Raw genomic sequence first — 16,376 nt, 5'->3', positions numbered from 1 at the left:
CCTCCGGCACGCGGCGAGGACGGGCGTCCGGCCCGCCGTGCCCTGCGAGCCGGACGCGCGGGCCACGGTCCTCGCCGCTGTTGCAGCCTGGTTTCAGCGCTCACGCCGGCATCCCGGAGCGGCGGGCGAGGGCGGTCGCGGCGCCCGCGAGCGCCGCCGCGGCGGGCAGGCCGAGGCCCTCCGCCGCTGCCGCGTCCGCCCGCCCCGCGAGCACCTCGACCGGGACCCAGCCCCGTCCGCGGGCCGCGGCCAGCAGCGGGGCGAGCACCGCCCGCGCCCTGGCGGGGTCGCCGCGACCCCGCCAGGCCTCCGCGACGGCGATCACGGCGTCCGCGCCGAGCAGCCAGGCCTCGCCCGGCGGAGCGGTGATGCCCGCGACGAGCCCGTCCGCCTCCGCCAGCAGCTCCCGGCTGCCGGTGACCAGCGCCAACGGTCCCAGACAGCGCAGCCGGTAGGCCTCGGCCCTCGCCTGCTCGAGCCCCCGGGCGAGGATCTGCTCGGCCTCCGCGGGCCTGCCCGCCTCGATCAGCGTGGTGCCGAGGTGCGCGGCGGCGCAGGGGCCGAACCAGCGGTGCGGGCGCCGGGCGGCCTCGGAGACCGCTTGGGCGCCGTCTCGCACCGCGTCGTCCAGCCTGCCGCGCAGCCGGTGGACCCAGCCGCGGTGCGCCGTCAGCCAGGACCGGTGCGCGGGTTGGTCGCGGTCGCCGCACAGCGCGTCCGCCTCGGCCAGCCTGCGCTCCACCGTGGCCCAGTCCGCCGCGGCGATCGCGGGGAAGGCGCTCTCGAACGCGGCCCAGATCTCCAGCTTCCCCAGCCCCGCCGGGCCCAGCAGCGGACCCAGCTCGGCGAGCACCTCCTGCAGCGGCCCGACGGCGCCCAGGTAGGCGTAGGGGGTCTTCAGCCCGTCGAGCGCCGCGACCAGGGCGGCGTCGGTGCCCGCGGCCCGGCCCGCGGCGACGGCCCGCCGCCCCAGCGCGACGGCCTCGGCGAAGCGCAGCCGGTTGGTCGCGAGGATCGCGGACCAGGCGAGCGTCCGCGCCTCCGCGGCGCGGTCCCCCAGCTCGCCCGCCAGCCGCAGCGCGCGGTCGAGGTGCCGTTCGCAGCCGTCGAGGGGCTGGCCGAACGCGACCGCGACGTGCCCGCCGCGTTCCCGCGCGATCACCATCTCCAGCCGCAGGTCCCCCGCCGACTCCGCCGCGGCCGTCGCGGCCCGCAGGTCGGCCAGCGCGTCGGCCCAGGTCCCGAGCGCCTCCCGGACCTGGCCGCGGGCCAGCAGCACCCGGGCGACGAGCTCGTCGTCCGCGACGGTGCGCGCGGCGGTGAGGGCCCGACCCAGCAGCACCTCCGCGTCCGCGTGGGCGACCGCCCGGACGGCCCGGTCCGCGGCCACCAGCAGGGCCCGCGCGGCCCGGGCGTGGTCCCCCGCGGCGAGCGCGTGCCCGGCCAGGGTCTCCGGAGCGGCGGCGAGCAGGTCGGCGGCGCGGCGGTGGTGGGCGATCCGCAGCGGCGGCGCGGTCGAGGCGTAGAGCACCTCCTGGACCAGGTCGTTCGCGAACTCGTAGGTCCGCTCACCGAGGACCAGCAGGCCCTCGGCGACCGCGGCCTCGCACCGGCGGGCGACCTCGACGGGCTCGCGGCCCAGCATCGCGGCGACGACCCCCGGGTCCAGCGCGGCGCCGAGCACCGCACCCGCACGCAGCACCTCCTCGCCCTCCCGCCCCACGCGGCGGAGCCGGGCGAGCACCACCGCCTGCAGCGTCTCGGGCACACCGGTCCCGCCCGCGGCCAGCCCGCGCAGCGTCTCGACGACGAACAGGGTGTGTCCCCGCGTGCGGTCCGTGATCGTCGCGGCGAGGTCGGGCCTGCCCGCGGCCGCCGCGAGACGGGCGACGGCAGGGGCGTCGAGCGGGCCGAGCTCGATCCGGTCGGTGACCTCGGCGAGGACGTCGAGTGCCTCACGACCCTCCGCCGCCCGCAGCGTCCCGACGACGAGCAGCGGGCGGCGCGGACCGCGCCGGGCCAGGAAGTGGAGGAGCTCGACGGTCGAGAGGCCCGCGTTGTGCAGGTCGTCGAGCACGAGCAGGGTCGGCCGTTCGGCGAGCCTCCCGGCCACCCCGGTGAAGACCCGTCGCAGGTCGTCCCCGTCCGCGGCGACATCGGGCAGGACGTCCGCGAGGGGCTGTAGGAACAGCGACCGCTCGCAGGCGTAGCAGCGGGTGTCCAGCACGCGCGCGCCCTCGGCGGCGACCTCCGCGGCCAGCCCGGCGGCCAGGGCCGTCTTGCCGATCCCGCCCTCCCCGACGATCAGCACGACCCGGGTCCCGCTCGTTCGGGCGGCCCGCCAGGCGGCGGTCAGCCGCGCCCGCTCGGCGTCCCGACCCGCCAGCGCGGTCGGGGGCCGCTGGGGACTCGCACCGGTCGCCACCTCGGTCAGCAGTGCGGTGTGCGCGGCGCGGCTGGCGGTCGAGGGCGGCACCCCGAGCTCGTCGGCGAGCGCCGCGCGCAGCCGCTCGTAGACCTGCAGGGCGCCCGCCCGGTCCCCGGCCGCGGCGGTCGCGCGCATCAGCAGGACGTGGGCGGGCTCGTCCAGCGGATCGACGGGCCCGAGGGCCCCCAGCGCGGTGGCCGGGTCTCCCCGCGCCAGCGCCGCCTCCGCCGTGGCCGTGCGGGCCCGGCGGAGCAGCGCGGCGAACGCGTCCCGGGCCGGGCGCGTCCACTCCGCGTCCGGCTCCCCGATCAGCAGCGACTCCTCGGCCAGCAGGTCCAGCGCGCGCAACCCGGGCGCGGGATCCCGCTCGCGGGTGCACCGGTCGACGAGGTCGGCGGCCTCGTCGACGTCCACCCGCACCGCGGGCCCGAGCCGGTAGCCCGGTCCCCCGCCGCCCACCAGCTCCGGCCCGTACGCCGCGCGCAGCCTGCTGACCAGCGTCGCGACCGCCCGCTCCGGCCGCCGCGGCGCGGTGTCCGGCCACAGCGCGTCGACGATCTCCGGGGTGGGCACGGTGCGCCTGCGGTGCACCGCGAGGAGGGCCAGCAGCCTGCGCGGCGTCGGCCCGCCGGGTCCCGCGGATCCCGGTGCGCCCCGCACCTCGAGCCGCCCGGTGAGCCGGACGGACACCTCCCCCATACCGGACGACGGTAGCGAGCCCCGGACCTGCGCGAATGGTCCGAACGGAGCTAACCGGTGATCGCCGCGGCGGCGGGGCCCAGCGGCGGCACCCACTCCCGGATCTGCACGTCCGCGACCACGCCCGCCTTGGAGTAGGGGTCCGCGTCGACGATCGCCTGCACGTCCGCCTTGTCCGCCGCCCGGAAGACCAGCAGCCCGCCCACCGGCTCCTCCGGCGCCCAGGCCCCCGCGACGACGAGCTCCGGGAGCCCGGCCAGGTAGTCCCGGTGCTCCGGGCGGACCGCCATCCGGCGGTCGGTGTCGTCGGTGTACGTGTAGATCACGGCGTAGGTGCTCACGCTCGCACCCTAGGCGCCACGACCAGCCGACTGAACTCCTTCTCGACGACCGCCCCCACCGCCGGCAGGTCCGCCCCCGCGGGCACGGCGAGGATGCGCAGGTCGGCGGCGTGCGGGCGACCGGCGTTCCGCCAGCCCTGGACGCACCCCGCCAGCCGCGCGGCCGCCGCGGCACCGCCCGGTCCGAAGGCGCGGATGCCGGGCGGGTCGGCGACGAGCGCCGCGCAGCCGTCCGGGCCGGGGAGCACCACGGTCGCGGTGCCGTGCCCGGTGGGGACGAACCACGATCCCGGCGGCTCCGCGGTCCGCGAGGTCAGCAGCCGGACGGCGCCCGGGACGGTCACCATCAGCCAGAGCCCCAGGCCGTCCCAGACGTCCGCGCGCTCGAGCGGCCCGTCGATCGGGGTGACCGGGCCGGGGGCGTCGAGCCAGTCGGCCAGCACCGCGAGGTCCGGGCTGGCGCCCTCCGCGACCTGCGCGGACCAGCCCGGCCGCAGCTCCTCGACGGCGTCCGGCCCCGCGCCGAGCCCCTGCAGCCGGATGAAGGCGCAGCCGCGCACGGAGTCGCTGCGCAGCACGCCGTCGGCACCGAGGTCGAACGCGACCGACAGCTGGCTGCCGCGCACGGTCAGCGGCAGCAGCAGCCGCCCGCCCGGTGCCAGCTGCGCGACCCACTCCGGACGGAGGTCCCAGCTGCCCACGGTGAGCACGATCCGGTCGAAGGGCGCGGCGTCCGGGACACCCAGTGCGCCGTCCCCGACCCGCAGGTCCACCCCGGTGACGCCCGCCGCCGCCAGGTGGGCGGCCGCGGTCCGGACGAGCTCGGCGTCGATGTCGATCGAGGTCACGTGCGCGCCGAGCCGAGCCAGCAGCGCGGCGTTGTAGCCGGTCCCCGCCCCGATCTCCAGCACGCGATGCCCCGGCCGGACCGCGAGCTGCTCCAGCATGATCGCCATCATCGACGGCTGCGACGCCGAGCTGGTCGCCACGCCGTCGACGATCCGGGTGGGCACGGCGTCGTCCGCGTAGGCGACGGCGATCGGGTGGCCGGGCAGGAAGAGATGGCGGGGGACGTCGGCGAAGGCCTGGAGGACGGCGGGCCCGCAGCCGACGGTGCGCAGCGCCTCGACCAACCCCGCCTGCGCCCGCGCCGGATCCGTCATCCTCTCGAGTCTGTCACCGCCTGCCGAGCGCGCGCGACGCCGCGTCGGCGGCCCGCCGCAGCAACCCCAGGTGGTGCTCGCGCTCGGCCGCCGGGAGGTGGGCGGTCAGGCCGCTGATCGAGAGGGCGGCGACCGTCGATCCGGTGTGGTCGCGCACCCCGACGCTCAGCGCGCTGACCCCCAGCTCCACGTCGTCCTCGCTCGTCGCGTACCCCTCCTGGCGGATCCGGTCGAGCTGCTCGCGCAGCTGCGCCGCGGTGGGCTCGCCCGGCGCGCCGCGGCGGTGCAGCGGACCGGCCAGGTAGTCCTCGATCTGCTCGTACGGCAGCCCGGCCAACAGCAGGCGCGGGCCCGCGCCGAGGTGCAGCGGCAGCGCGCCGCCGACGCGCAGGGTGTGGGTCGAGGCGTAGCGCCCGTCGAGCCGCTCGACGCAGACCGCCTCGCCTCCCCTGGGGACCAGCAGGAAGACGGTCTCGCCGGTGGCCCGGTACAGCTCCCGCATCGCGGGCAGCGCGCGTTCCCGCACCCCCATCCGCCGGGCCATCGCGCTGCCGATCCGGAACGCGCCGATCCCCAGCCGGTAGGTGCCGGGCGCGGGACGCTCCACGAACTCGCCCGCGGCCAGCGTGCTGAGGACCCGGTGACAGGTGCTCTTGTTGAGGTCGAGGCGGGCGGCGATGTCGCCCAGGCCCATCTCGTCCACCTCGGCGAGCAGGTCCAGCACGGCCATCGCCTTCACGAGCACCCGGACGGGCTCCCCGCCTGCCTTGTCCGTCATCGCGCGCCCCTCCCGGTGACGATCACGCTACCGGTCACGCCGAGCCCACCAGACCCAGCGTGGAGGGCAGGTCGACGATCCCCGCGTCCGAGCCCAGCCCCTGCGCGACGAGGGAGGCGGCCGCCGTGCCCAGCCGCGCGGCGTCGACGACCGACCAGCCCCGGTCGAGGCCGACGAGGTAGCCCGCGGTGAACGCGTCTCCGCACCCGGTGGTGTCGACGACGGGCACCGCGAGCGCGGGGACCTGCGCGGCGCCCGCGTCCGACACCACCAGCGCGCCGTCGCCACCCCGGGTCACCACCACGGTCCCGACGCCGCGGCCGCGCAGCACGGCGGCGGCCTCGGCGAGGTCCGCGCGTCCGGTCAGCCCGCGGAGCTGGTCGTCGTTGGGCAGCAGGTGGTCGACCAGCGGCCACAGCACCGCGAGCCGGTCGAGCAGCTCGGGGCGCGCCACGCTGAGCAGGTCCATCGACACGACCGTGCCGTGCGCGCGGGCGTGTCGCAGCAGCTCGGGCAGGGCGTCGAGAGCGAAGTCGCCCAACACGTCCGGCCCGCCGACGTGCACGACGTCGGCCTCGGCGAGGAGCCGGGGATCCACGTCCGCGCCGGTCAGGGTGGCCATCGCGCCGGGGGCGTGCAGCGCGGGCCTGCTGCCGTCCGGTCGGATCGGCAGCATGGTCGCGGGCGTGGCGGCGGGTTTCGCGACGAGCCCCGAGGTGTCCACACCGTGGTCGGCCAGCAGCAGCCGCAGCATCCGGCCCGCGGCGTCCGCCCCCACCGGGCCGACGCTCACCACGTCCGCGCCGAGCTTGGCCAGGTCGACCGCGGTGCCGCCCGCGGTGCCCGCGGCCGTCACGCGGATCTCCTCCAGCACCCGTCGGCCCTGGCCCGCCGGGATGTCGGTGACCGGCCTGCCGAGCACGTCCAGGATGTGGGCACCGAGGCAGACGACCCTCACGACTCCCCCATCCGCCGCACCACGGCGGCGAGCTCCGCGTCGTCGAGCACCCGGGGGTCCCCCAGCCGGACGGCCGCGGCCCACATCGCGCACAGCCACTCGACGAGCTCGGCGCGGTCGTAGGCCTCGTCCGGGCTCGCTCCGTAGGCGACGGCGCCGTGGCTCTGCATCAGCGCGGCGGTCCGGCCCGCGAGCGCGGCCTCGACGGACGCGGCGAGCTCGGGGGTGCCGTAGGTGGCGTACGGCGCGACGCGCGGCGGCCCGCCGAGCTTCATGACGTAGTAGTGCACCGCGGGGAGCACGTCGCACACCGTCGAGACGGCGGCGCTGTGCAGGCCGTGGTGGTGCACGACGGCCGCGGCGTCCGTGCTCGCGTAGACGGCGAGGTGCAGCGGGGCCTCCGACGACGGCCTGCCGCCGCCCAGGTCGGTCCCGTCGAGCCCGAGGACGGCCACGTCCTCGGTGGTGATGTCGCGGTACGGCATGCCGGAGGGCGACACGGCGACCAGCTCGCCGGTGCGCACGCTGACGTTGCCCGCGGTCCCGACGACGAGACCGTCGGCCGCCAGCCTGCGCCCCAGGTCGACGACGGCCTGCTTGGCCGCGGCCAGGCTCGACGTCTCGGCCCGGGGGGAACGCTGCGCCCGCGAGGCGCTCCCCGGGTCGTTCATGCGGGCACCGGCTCCGCGACCGTGGAGTCGGCGACGACGACTCCGGCGGTGGTGGGCCAGCTCACCTCGACCCGGTCCCCCGCGGCGACGGCGGAGCCGTCGGTGTCGCGCACCTGGCCGGTCCCGCCCGCGTCGAACGCGACCAGCACCCGCCGGAAGGCGCCCTGGTACACCACGTCGGTCACGGTGGCCGACAACGTGTTCGACCCCGCCCCGCCCGCGCCGAGGCGCATCCGCTCGGGGCGCACCACGAGTGCGCAGCCGCCGTCGTCCCCGTCCGCGTGCAGCTGGGCGGTGCCGGTGTCGAGCAGCCCGCCCCGCAGCGTCCCCGCGAACACGGTGGAGTCGCCGAGGAAGGTGGCGACGAACCGCGAGACCGGGGTCTCGTAGAGCTCCGCGGGCGTGCCCACCTGCTCGATCCGCCCGTCCCGGAACACCGCGATCCGGTCCGACAGGGCCAGGGCCTCCTCCTGGTCGTGGGTCACGAAGACGAAGGTGATGCCCAGCTCCGAGTGCAGCCGGGCGATCTCCAGCTGCAGCGACTCCCGCAGCTTCTTGTCCAGCGCGCCCAGCGGCTCGTCGAGCAGCATCGCGCGCGGGGAGAAGACGAAGGCACGGGCCAGCGCGACGCGCTGCTGCTGGCCGCCCGACAGCTGGGCGGGCAGGCGGTCGCCGTGCTCCCCGAGGTGGACCAGCTCCAGCGCCTCCCGGACGCGGCGCGCCACCTCGGCCTTGCCGACCCTGCGCCTGCGCAGCGGGAACGCGACGTTCTCCGCCGCCGTCATGTGCGGGAACAGCGCGTAGCTCTGGAACACCATGCCGAGATCGCGCCGGTAGGGCGGCAGCCGGGCGATGTCGGTGTCGTCGAGCAGGATCCGGCCGGACGTGACCGTCTCGAACCCGGCGATCATGTTCAGCGTGGTCGTCTTGCCCGACCCGCTCGGGCCCAGCAGAGTCATGAACTCGCCGGGTCGGACGTGCAGGTCCACGGCGTCGACGGCGGGTGCGACCGCCCCCTTGAAGACCTTGGTCAGGGCCTCGGTGCGGATGCCCGCTCCGGTCGGGGTCTCAAGCATGGCTGCGGTTCCTCCGAGTGATGCCGGCGAGCCCGAGCAGGGCGGTGGACACGACGAGCACGACCGTCGACGCGGCCGCGATGGTGGGATCGACCTCGTTGGTCACCGAGGTGAACATCCGCACCGGCAGCGTCTGCAGGTTCGGGGACTGGATGAACATCGAGACCACGACCTCGTCGAACGAGGTCACGAAGGCGAACAGGGCGCCCGCGAACACCCCCGGCCGGATGATCGGCAGCGTCACGGTGCGGAAGGTCGCCCACGACGAGGCGCCCAGGCTCGCCGCGGCACGCTCCAGCGTGCGGTCGAAGCCGCTCAGGGCCGCGGTGACGTTGACGGTGACGAAGGGCAGCGCGAGCACGGTGTGCGCCACCACGAACCCCGTCGGCGTGCCGATGAGCCCCCAGCCGAGGAAGGCCGCGTACATCGCCACCGCGACCACGATCCCGGGCACGATGAGCGGCGCGAGGAACAGCCCGTCGACCGCGCCCTTGCCGCGGAACGTGCTGCGGGCCAACGCGAACGCGGCCATCGTGCCGAGCACCGTGGCCACCACGGTGACGATCACGGCGAGCTGCAGGGAGACCAGCAGCGCGGTCAGCCAGCTCTGTTCGGTGAAGAACGTGACGTAGTGCTGCACCCCCCAGGTCCGCGGCGGGAACGCGAAGCTGTCCTCGCCGGAGAAGCTCAGCGGGATCACGATCAGGGTGGGGACCACCAGCCACGCCCCGACCAGGACACCGAGGACGGCGAGCGTGCGACGCAGGACGGGCGAGCCGGTCACGTCAGACCTCCCGCGAGCCCGGCGCCCGCGGCCCGGCGGGTGCCCTTCGTGCGGGTGAGCAGCTGGACCCCGCCGAGCAGCACGAGGGTGACCACCAGCAGCGCGACCGCCAGCGCCCCCGCCGCGCCGAAGTTCACGAGCTGGTTGACCTGCACCGAGATGAACTGGGCCAGCATGGACTGCTGCGGCGACCCGACCAGCGAGGGCGTGACGTAGAAGCCGAGCGACAGCACCATCACCAGGGTCGCCCCGGCGGCGACCCCGGGGAAGGACAGCGGGAGGTAGACCCGCGCGAAGGCGGCGAACGGGCGCGCGCCGAGGCTCAGCGCGGCGTCGACGAGCCTGCGGTCGATGCCGCGCATGGTCGAGTAGACCGGCAGCACCACGAACGGCAGCATCACCTGCGCCATCGCCACCGTCACGCCTGCGGTCGTCCCCAACATGCGGACCGGCGCGATCCCGACCGCCCCGAGCAGCGTGTTGACCAGGCCGTTGTCCTGCAGCAACACCACCCAGGCGAAGGTGCGGGCCATCAGCGAGGTCCAGAACGGGACGAGCACGACGGCCAGCAGCACCGCCCGCCACCGGCCCGAGACGACCGTCATCAGGTAGGCGTAGGGGTAGGCGACCAGCAGGCAGACCACGGTGACGATCGCCGCCATCCCGAGGGTCCGCAGCACCACCGTGACCGACACGTCGTCGGTGGCCAGCGCCGCGTAGTTCCCCAGGCCGGGTTCCGGGCTGGTGACCGAGAGCCACAGCAGCCGCAGCGCGGGGACGACGAAGAACACCACCAGCACGACGACGGCGGGGACGGCGAGCAGCAGGGTCGCCCGCAGGAGCAGGCCGCGGCGGCGACCCGGTGGGGCGGTCCCGCGGTCCGCAGGGGCGCGAGACGCCCGTCGCGGCGGGGTGCTGACGGCCATACCGGCCCCTTTCGTTCCCGCTATTCGATACGCATTTCACGAAGCGAAATGTCACCGTGGCGGTCGGAGGCGGGTCGTGTCAACCCCCGTCGATCGGCCGTAACGCCGAGGAAACGCCATCCGGCCCGGACTCGGCCCGCTCTTGACGGCACCGGAAATGTGTGGCCATGCTTTCTGCGATACGAAGTGCGTTTCACATTCTGAAATCCTCCCCGAAGGTGGTCCCCCATGCGTTTCACGAGAGGTGCCCTCACGGCCGTCGCCCTGGCCTGCCTGGTCGGCTTCGGTGCCACCGCGTGCTTCGGCCCGGTCGGCGAGTCCGCGGGCGGCGGCGCGCAGTCCGTCGTCTTCGCCAACACCGGCGGCACGCTGGCCGAGATCTTCAAGGCCAACGCCTATGCCGACCTGGCCGCCGACGGCGTGTCGGTCGCCGAGGAGTCGCCGAACAACGAGGCCAAGCTGACGGCGATGGTCCAGGCCGGCAACCCGACCTGGGACGTCTTCTACGCCACGCCCTACACGGCGATGGGCAAGTGCGACACGCTCTTCGAGAAGATCGACTACAGCCGGGTCGACACGGCCGGACTCGACCGGAGCCAGATGTCCGAGTGCGGCGTCCCGGTCATCAACTCGTCGTTCCTGCTGGTCTACAACACCGCGAAGTACGGCGCGAACCCGCCCACGAGCTGGGCGGACTTCTACGACACCGCGAAGTTCCCCGGCAACCGCGGGATCATGAACTACGCCAAGGACGCGGGCATGGAGACCGCCCTGCTCGCCGACGGCGTCCCCGGGGACCGGCTCTACCCGATGGACTACGACCGGGCGTTCGCCAAGCTCGACGGGATCCGCTCCTCGCTGCGGTTCTACGACACCGGCGCCCAGCAGACCCAGGCGCTGCAGTCCGGGGAGGTCGACATGATGCTCGCCTGGCCCGGCCGTGCGTACGACGCGATGAAGAGCGGAGCGCCGCTCGCGGTGGCCTGGAACCAGCCGCTGCGCTACTTCGACGTGGTGACGATCGTCAAGGGCGCCCCCCACCGGGAGCAGGCCTACCAGCTGATCAACAGCCTGATCGGGCGGAAGAACCAGGAGGCGATCGCGAACCGGCTGCCGTACGGCCCCGCCAACACCGCGGCCGCCGCGAGCAGCGACCCGCAGATCGCCGAGTTCGTCGACGGCCCGCAGTCCCGGGGCACCACGGTCGTCCGCGACAACGCCTGGTGGGCCGCCAACCTCGACGAGGCCACCCGGCGCTGGACGGGCTGGGTCAACCGGTGAGGCTGGTCGGGTACGGCGACCGGATGTCCGTCCCGGCGGGGGGCGAGGTCGCCTTCCGGATCTCCACCGACCACCCGCGGGTGCGCCCGGAGATCGTCCGGCTGCGGCGTGGCGGCGGGCCCCGACACGGGTCCGCGCCGGTCGAGGAGCCGGTGTCCGCGGATCTGCCCGCCACCGTGCCCGGCCGTGTGCAGCACACCACCTCCGGCTCCCACGCCGTGACCGCGCCGCTGTCGCCGCGGTCCGGCCTGGGTCTCGCCCTCTGGTTCCGCCCGACGCTGCCCGCGGCGGAGCGCCCGCTGCTCGCCGTCGGTGCCCTCGTCCTGGCGGTGTCGGGGACGGGTCTGGTCCTCCGGGACGGCGACCGGGTCCTGCTCGCCCTGGACGTCCCGGTGGCCGAGCGGCGGTGGGCCTTCGCGGCCGCCGTGCTCGACGGGCCGACGGCACGGCTGGAGCTGCACCGGCCCGGGCTCCCGGTGGCCGCGGCGGAGGCGGCCACCGGGAGCGTGACCGCCGCAGGACCGCTGTGGATCGGCTCGGACGGCACGTCGGGCCCCGGCCTCGGCCGGACCTTCAACGGCGGGGTGGCCCGCCCGGTGGTCGGCGTGCCGTGGTCGGCCGCCGTGACCGAGGCCCTCGCCTGCGGCGCCGACCCGCTGACCCTGCTCGACCCGGCCACGACGAGCGCGCTGGACCTGGGTGTCGATCCCGGGGGCACCCGCGTCCCCGACCGGGGCGGGCTCACCACCGGCGCGGACGTGCACCACCTGCCGACCCGCGGCGTGCCCGGCCCGTTCTGGACCGGCACCGAGCGGGACTTCCGGGCCGCCCCCGTCGAGTTCGACGCCCTGCACCTGCACGACGACGACCTCGCCGACGCCGGCTGGGACACCGATCTGACCTGGGCGGTCCCCGCCGACCTGCCGAGCGGGGTCTACGCCCTGAAGATCACCGCCGGGACCGGACCCACCGTCGACACCGACCGGATCCCGGTCGTCGTCACCCCGGCGGCCCCCACCGCCCCGGTGCTGGTGGTGCTGCCGACCTGGACCTACCTGGCGTACGCGAACTGGCGCACCTACGCCGAGTACGAGACCGAGCGGCTCACCCTCTACGGGGAGGACCGGGGCATCGACGAGCGCGACCGGTGGCTCGCCCGGCATCCCGAGCTCGGCCGGTCGCTCTACGACGTGCACACCGACGGCTCCGGGGTCTGCTACTCGACCCGGCTGCGCCCGATCGTCAACGTCCGGCCGGACTACTACACCCCCACCACCAGGGGGTTCCGCCACTTCGCCCAGGACCTGCTGCTCCTCGACTGGCTCGACGGCCGCGGCGAGGACTACGCCGTGGTCACCGACGACGAGGTCGAGCAGCAGGGGGTCGACCTCCTGTCCCGGTACCGGGTGGTGCTCACCGGGGCGCACCCGGAGTACTGCTCGGCCGGGATGCTGGACTCCTACCTGGAGTACACCCGCACCGGCGGCAGGCTGATGTACCTGGGCGGCAACGGCTTCTACCAGGTCACAGCCCGCCACCCGGGCGTGCCCGCGGCGCTGGAGATCCGTCGTGGGCACGCGGGCGTCGCGACCTGGGTGTCGGACCCGGGCGAGGAGCACCTGTCCGCGACCGGGGAGCCGGGTGGGCTCTGGCGCCTGCGCGGGCGGGCGCCGAACGTCCTCGCGGGTGTCGGGTTCACCGCCCAGGGGTTCGACAAGGGCTCCGGGTACCGGCGCACCGCGGCGAGCGCGGACCCGGCGGTGTCCTGGGTGTTCGACGGGGTGAAGGCCGGCGTCGGGGACGTGTTCGGGGACGAGGGGCCGGGGCTCGGCGGCGCGGCGGGCGACGAGCTCGACCGGGCCGACGTCGCCCTCGGCACCCCCGCCGACGCCGTCGTGCTGGCCTCGTCGGTGGGCCACTCGGAGCGGATCGCGCTGGTCCCCGAGGAGGTCGACCACGGCTACGCGGCCCCACCGCCCGGCCCGCACCCGAAGATCCACGCCGACGTCGTGCTGTTCCACCGGCCCGGTGGCGGCGCGGTGTTCTCCGTCGGGTCCATCGCCTGGTCGACCGCGATGAGCCACGCCGGCGGCGACAACGACACCGCCCGGGTGACCGGCAACGTCCTCGACCGTTTCAAGGAGTCCTGAGTGCCCACCACCCGCGAGCTCGCCGAGAAGGCGCGCTTCGTCCGCACCGAGACGGTCCGGCTCACCCGGATCGCGGGTGCGGGCCACTACAGCGCGGTGTTCTCCTGCGCGGAGATCCTCGCCGCCCTCTACTACGCCGAGCTGCGGCTCGATCCCGGGCGGCCGGACCTGCCGGACCGGGACCGGTTCGTGATGAGCAAGGGGCACGCCGCGATCGGGCTCTACCCCGTGCTCGCCGACCTCGGCTACTTCGACCCCGCGGAGCTGGACGGCTACACCCGGCTCGGCAGCCCGTTCGGCGACCACCCGGACATGAAGCGGATCGCGGGCGTGGACTTCTCGTCCGGGTCGCTGGGGCACGGGCTGTCGGTCGGCGTCGGCATGGCGCTGGCCGGTCGGCTGGCCGGGAGCGACCACCGCAGCTGGGTGCTGCTCGGCGACGGGGAGCTGGCCGAGGGCCAGATCTGGGAGGCCGCGATGTCGGCGAGCCACTTCGGGCTGGGGAACCTCGTCGCGGTGGTCGACGCCAACCAGCTGGGCATCGACGGCTTCGTCTCCGACGTCATGGCCGCGGAGCCGATCGCCGAGCGCTTCGCCGCCTTCGGCTGGGGCACGCAGCGAGTCGACGGCCACGACCTCGACGCGCTGCTCGCCGCGTTCGCCGCACTGCCCGCCCGCGGCGGGACCGTCCCGCAGGTGATCGTCGCGGACACCGTGAAGGGCAAGGGCGTCGCACGCATGGAGCTGAGCCCGGACTGGCACGTCGGCAACCTCGCGGGCGCCGACTACGACGACGTACTGGCGGAGCTGACCCGATGACCCCCACGCAGGGCACGACCCAGAGTCCCGCCGAGTTCTTCGGGTTCAAGGACTCCCGCTCGGTCGACGGCACCGACACCCGCGCGGTCCCCGCGTTCGTGTTCGGGGCGGAGCTGGCCGAGCTGGCGGACCACGACGAGCGGATCGTCGTGCTCACCGCCGACCTCGGCCGCTCCAACCGCGCCACGGACTTCGGCGCCCGCCACCCCGAACGGTTCGTCAACGTCGGCATCGCCGAGAAGAACATGATCACCCTCGCGGCGGGGATGGCGGCGAGCGGCTTCGTCCCGTTCGCGGCGACGTTCGGCTCCTTCGCCGCGCTGCTGTGCGCCGAACAGATCCGCACCGACTGCGCGTACCCGAACCTGCCGGTCCGCGTCGTCGGGCACCACTCCGGCATGTCCATGGGCTTCTACGGCACCAGCCACCACAGCCTGGAAGACCTCGGCATGATGCGCTGCATCGCCGACCTCGCCGTCGTGTGCGCGACGGACGCGAACCACCTGCGCGCGCTGCTGCGGCTCTCCCTCGACCACCCGGGCGCGATGTACCTGCGGCTGGGCCGGGGGCGGGACCCGGAGGTCTACGACGTCGTACCGGAGCTGGAGCTCGGGCGTGCCGAGACCCTCCGGGACGGGTCCGACCTGACGATCATCGCCACCGGCTCCGAGGTCCACCCGGCGCTGCAGGCCGCCACGGAGCTGGCCGCCGAGGGCCTCTCCGCCCGCGTGGTCGACATGTGGACGATCTCGCCGCTGGACCGCCAGGCCGTGCTCGACGCGGCCCGCACGACCGGCGGCGTGCTCACCGTCGAGGAGGCCAACGTGACCGGCGGGCTCGGCTCCGCGGTCGCCGAGTGTCTGCTCGACGCCGGGCTCGCGCCGCGCTTCCGCCGCCACGGCGTCCCCGACGAGCACGTCCCCGTCGGGCCGCCCGCGGCCCTCTACGCCCACTACCGGCTCGACGGACCCGGCATCGCCGCCGTCGCCCGCGAGCTGCTCACGAAGGAGAACGCCGCATGACCACCGCCCAGACCTCCCTCGGGGCGCACGAGCTGGCGCTGCGGGACCGCGCGGACAGGGTCATCCCGGGCGGCATGTACGGACACATGTCGGTGCGCGCGTTCAGTGCGGCCCATCCCCAGTTCACGGTGTCCGGCGAGGGCGCCCGGGTCCGGGACGCGGACGGCCGCGAGTACCTCGACCTGATGTGCGGCTGGGGCCCGGTCGTGCTCGGCCACCGGCACCCGGGCGTGACGGCCGCGATCCTCGACCAGCTCGACCGCGGCGACTGCCTCGACGGGACCAGCCCGGTCGCCGTCGACTTCGCCGAGCTGCTCGTCGACACGGTCCCGGCCGCGGACTGGGCGCTGTTCTGCAAGAACGGCAGCGACGCGACCACCACGTGCGTCACGATCGCGCGAGCGGCCACCGGGAGGCGCAAGGTGCTGGTCGCCGACGGCGCCTACCACGGCGCGGTCCCGGGGTTCGCGCTGCGCGGCGCCGGCGTCACCGAGGCGGACCAGGCCCACCTCGTGCACTACGAGTACAACGACCCGGCCTCCGCCGAGGCGGCCGCGGCCGAGGCGGGGGACGATCTCGCCGCGATCCTGGTCTGCCCCATGCGCCACGACATCAAGCGGGACCAGGAGCTCGTCGACCCGGCCTTCGCCCGCGGGCTGCGAGCGCTGGCCGACCGGACCGGCGCCGTGCTGATCCTCGACGACGTCCGGTGCGGGTTCCGACTGGACCTCGGCGGCAGCTGGGAGCCGCTCGGCGTGCGCCCCGACCTCGCCGCGTGGTCGAAGGCGATCGCGAACGGCCAGCCCCTCGGGGCGGTCACCGGCACGGACGCCCTGCGGGACGCGGTGCGGTCGATCTACGTGACCGGGTCGTTCTGGACCGGGGCGGTGCCGCTGGCCGCCGGCCTCGCGACGCTCACGGAGCTCCGCAGGGGCGACGCCCTGCCGCGGATGAAGCGCTCCGGCACCCGGCTGCGGGAGGGCCTGGCCCGCCAGGCCGCGGCGCACGGGTTCGAGATCGCGCAGACCGGCCCGGTGCAGATGCCCATGCTGTCCTTCGCCGGGGACACCGACTTCCGACTGGTCACGGCGTGGGCGGAGGCCGCCGTCGAGCGGGGGGTCTACCTGCACCCCTGGCACAACTGGTTCCTGTCCGCGGCCCACACCGAGGGGGAGATCGACGCGATCCTGGAGCGGACGGACGACGCCTTCGCGGCCCTCGGCTAGAGCGTGTCTCTTAACTGAGGCGGGCGTGGATGACGACCGCAGCGAGGAGGACTC

General features: G+C 75.3%; 14 protein-coding genes. 5 read left to right on the top strand and 9 right to left on the bottom strand.

Annotated elements, in window-relative coordinates; genetic code table 11:
* Positions 1-100: 100 nt before the first annotated feature.
* The 9 genes from ABD993_RS35685 to ABD993_RS35645 are packed head-to-tail and all read right to left on the bottom strand — an operon-like array spanning position 101 to position 9,824.
* Positions 101-3,127 (bottom strand): ATP-binding protein, encoded by a 3,027-nt coding sequence (locus tag ABD993_RS35685; RefSeq protein WP_345428671.1) that lies wholly within the window; start codon positions 3,125-3,127, stop codon positions 101-103.
* A 50-nt stretch (positions 3,128-3,177) separates the two neighbouring features.
* Positions 3,178-3,468, bottom strand: a complete 291-nt coding sequence (locus tag ABD993_RS35680) for a YciI family protein (RefSeq protein WP_345428669.1) — start codon at positions 3,466-3,468, stop codon at positions 3,178-3,180.
* The gene (locus ABD993_RS35675) at positions 3,465-4,631 is read right to left on the bottom strand and encodes a methyltransferase domain-containing protein (RefSeq protein WP_345428667.1); all 1,167 of its coding nucleotides are present in this window, start codon (positions 4,629-4,631) and stop codon (positions 3,465-3,467) included. Before ABD993_RS35675 ends, ABD993_RS35680 begins: the two co-directional genes overlap by 4 nt.
* A gap of 13 nt (positions 4,632-4,644) precedes the next feature.
* Complete coding sequence (locus ABD993_RS35670; RefSeq protein WP_345428665.1) at positions 4,645-5,409, bottom strand: IclR family transcriptional regulator; 765 nt, start codon at positions 5,407-5,409, stop codon at positions 4,645-4,647.
* Between the two features lie 34 nt (positions 5,410-5,443).
* Positions 5,444-6,367 carry a carbohydrate kinase family protein gene (locus ABD993_RS35665; protein ID WP_345428663.1) on the bottom strand — a complete coding sequence of 308 codons (924 nt, stop codon included), beginning with the start codon at positions 6,365-6,367 and terminating at the stop codon, positions 5,444-5,446.
* Positions 6,364-7,038 carry a class II aldolase/adducin family protein gene (locus tag ABD993_RS35660; RefSeq protein WP_345428661.1) on the bottom strand — a complete coding sequence of 225 codons (675 nt, stop codon included), beginning with the start codon at positions 7,036-7,038 and terminating at the stop codon, positions 6,364-6,366. The genes ABD993_RS35665 and ABD993_RS35660 overlap by 4 nt, the downstream gene beginning before the upstream one ends.
* The gene (locus ABD993_RS35655; protein ID WP_345428660.1) at positions 7,035-8,114 is read right to left on the bottom strand and encodes an ABC transporter ATP-binding protein; all 1,080 of its coding nucleotides are present in this window, start codon (positions 8,112-8,114) and stop codon (positions 7,035-7,037) included. Before ABD993_RS35655 ends, ABD993_RS35660 begins: the two co-directional genes overlap by 4 nt.
* Positions 8,107-8,898 (bottom strand): ABC transporter permease, encoded by a 792-nt coding sequence (locus tag ABD993_RS35650; RefSeq protein ID WP_345428658.1) that lies wholly within the window; start codon positions 8,896-8,898, stop codon positions 8,107-8,109. Before ABD993_RS35650 ends, ABD993_RS35655 begins: the two co-directional genes overlap by 8 nt.
* A complete protein-coding gene (locus ABD993_RS35645; RefSeq protein WP_345428656.1) occupies positions 8,895-9,824 on the bottom strand; it encodes an ABC transporter permease in 930 nt (309 codons plus the stop codon). The genes ABD993_RS35650 and ABD993_RS35645 overlap by 4 nt, the downstream gene beginning before the upstream one ends.
* 228 nt (positions 9,825-10,052) lie before the next feature.
* Here ABD993_RS35645 and ABD993_RS35640 point away from each other — a divergent pair, with 228 nt between their 5' ends.
* Genes ABD993_RS35640 through ABD993_RS35620 form a run of 5 tightly spaced genes read left to right on the top strand, consistent with a single transcriptional unit; the run spans position 10,053 to position 16,322 of the window.
* Entirely contained in the window at positions 10,053-11,105 is a 1,053-nt protein-coding gene (locus ABD993_RS35640) for an ABC transporter substrate-binding protein (protein ID WP_345428654.1), read from the top strand.
* Positions 11,102-13,255, top strand: coding sequence for a N,N-dimethylformamidase beta subunit family domain-containing protein (locus ABD993_RS35635; protein ID WP_345428652.1), 2,154 nt, complete (start codon positions 11,102-11,104; stop codon positions 13,253-13,255). The genes ABD993_RS35640 and ABD993_RS35635 overlap by 4 nt, the downstream gene beginning before the upstream one ends.
* Positions 13,256-14,074, top strand: coding sequence for a transketolase (locus tag ABD993_RS35630; RefSeq protein ID WP_345428650.1), 819 nt, complete (start codon positions 13,256-13,258; stop codon positions 14,072-14,074). It begins immediately after the preceding gene.
* On the top strand, positions 14,071-15,096 hold the full coding sequence (locus ABD993_RS35625; RefSeq protein ID WP_345428648.1) for a transketolase family protein: 1,026 nt from the start codon (positions 14,071-14,073) through the stop codon (positions 15,094-15,096). Before ABD993_RS35630 ends, ABD993_RS35625 begins: the two co-directional genes overlap by 4 nt.
* Complete coding sequence (locus ABD993_RS35620; protein ID WP_345428646.1) at positions 15,093-16,322, top strand: aminotransferase class III-fold pyridoxal phosphate-dependent enzyme; 1,230 nt, start codon at positions 15,093-15,095, stop codon at positions 16,320-16,322. Before ABD993_RS35625 ends, ABD993_RS35620 begins: the two co-directional genes overlap by 4 nt.
* Positions 16,323-16,376 lie beyond the last annotated feature (54 nt).

Source organism: Pseudonocardia xishanensis (assembly GCF_039541715.1).
In the GTDB taxonomy this organism is placed as follows: Bacteria; Actinomycetota; Actinomycetes; order Mycobacteriales; family Pseudonocardiaceae; genus Pseudonocardia; species Pseudonocardia xishanensis.
This window is presented reverse-complemented; position numbering and strand designations above follow the sequence as displayed.

Bases quoted from the DNA above. Each gene is read 5' to 3' on its own strand.
- ABD993_RS35620 (WP_345428646.1), top strand. From the start codon at position 15,093: ATGACCACCGCCCAGACCTCCCTCGGGGCGCACGAGCTGGCGCTGCGG.
- ABD993_RS35645 (WP_345428656.1), bottom strand. From the start codon at position 9,824: ATGGCCGTCAGCACCCCGCCGCGACGGGCGTCTCGCGCCCCTGCGGAC.
- ABD993_RS35670 (WP_345428665.1), bottom strand. From the start codon at position 5,409: ATGACGGACAAGGCAGGCGGGGAGCCCGTCCGGGTGCTCGTGAAGGCG.
- ABD993_RS35685 (WP_345428671.1), bottom strand. From the start codon at position 3,127: ATGGGGGAGGTGTCCGTCCGGCTCACCGGGCGGCTCGAGGTGCGGGGC.
- ABD993_RS35660 (WP_345428661.1), bottom strand. From the start codon at position 7,038: ATGAACGACCCGGGGAGCGCCTCGCGGGCGCAGCGTTCCCCCCGGGCC.
- ABD993_RS35675 (WP_345428667.1), bottom strand. From the start codon at position 4,631: ATGACGGATCCGGCGCGGGCGCAGGCGGGGTTGGTCGAGGCGCTGCGC.
- ABD993_RS35625 (WP_345428648.1), top strand. From the start codon at position 14,071: ATGACCCCCACGCAGGGCACGACCCAGAGTCCCGCCGAGTTCTTCGGG.
- ABD993_RS35655 (WP_345428660.1), bottom strand. From the start codon at position 8,114: ATGCTTGAGACCCCGACCGGAGCGGGCATCCGCACCGAGGCCCTGACC.
- ABD993_RS35640 (WP_345428654.1), top strand. From the start codon at position 10,053: ATGCGTTTCACGAGAGGTGCCCTCACGGCCGTCGCCCTGGCCTGCCTG.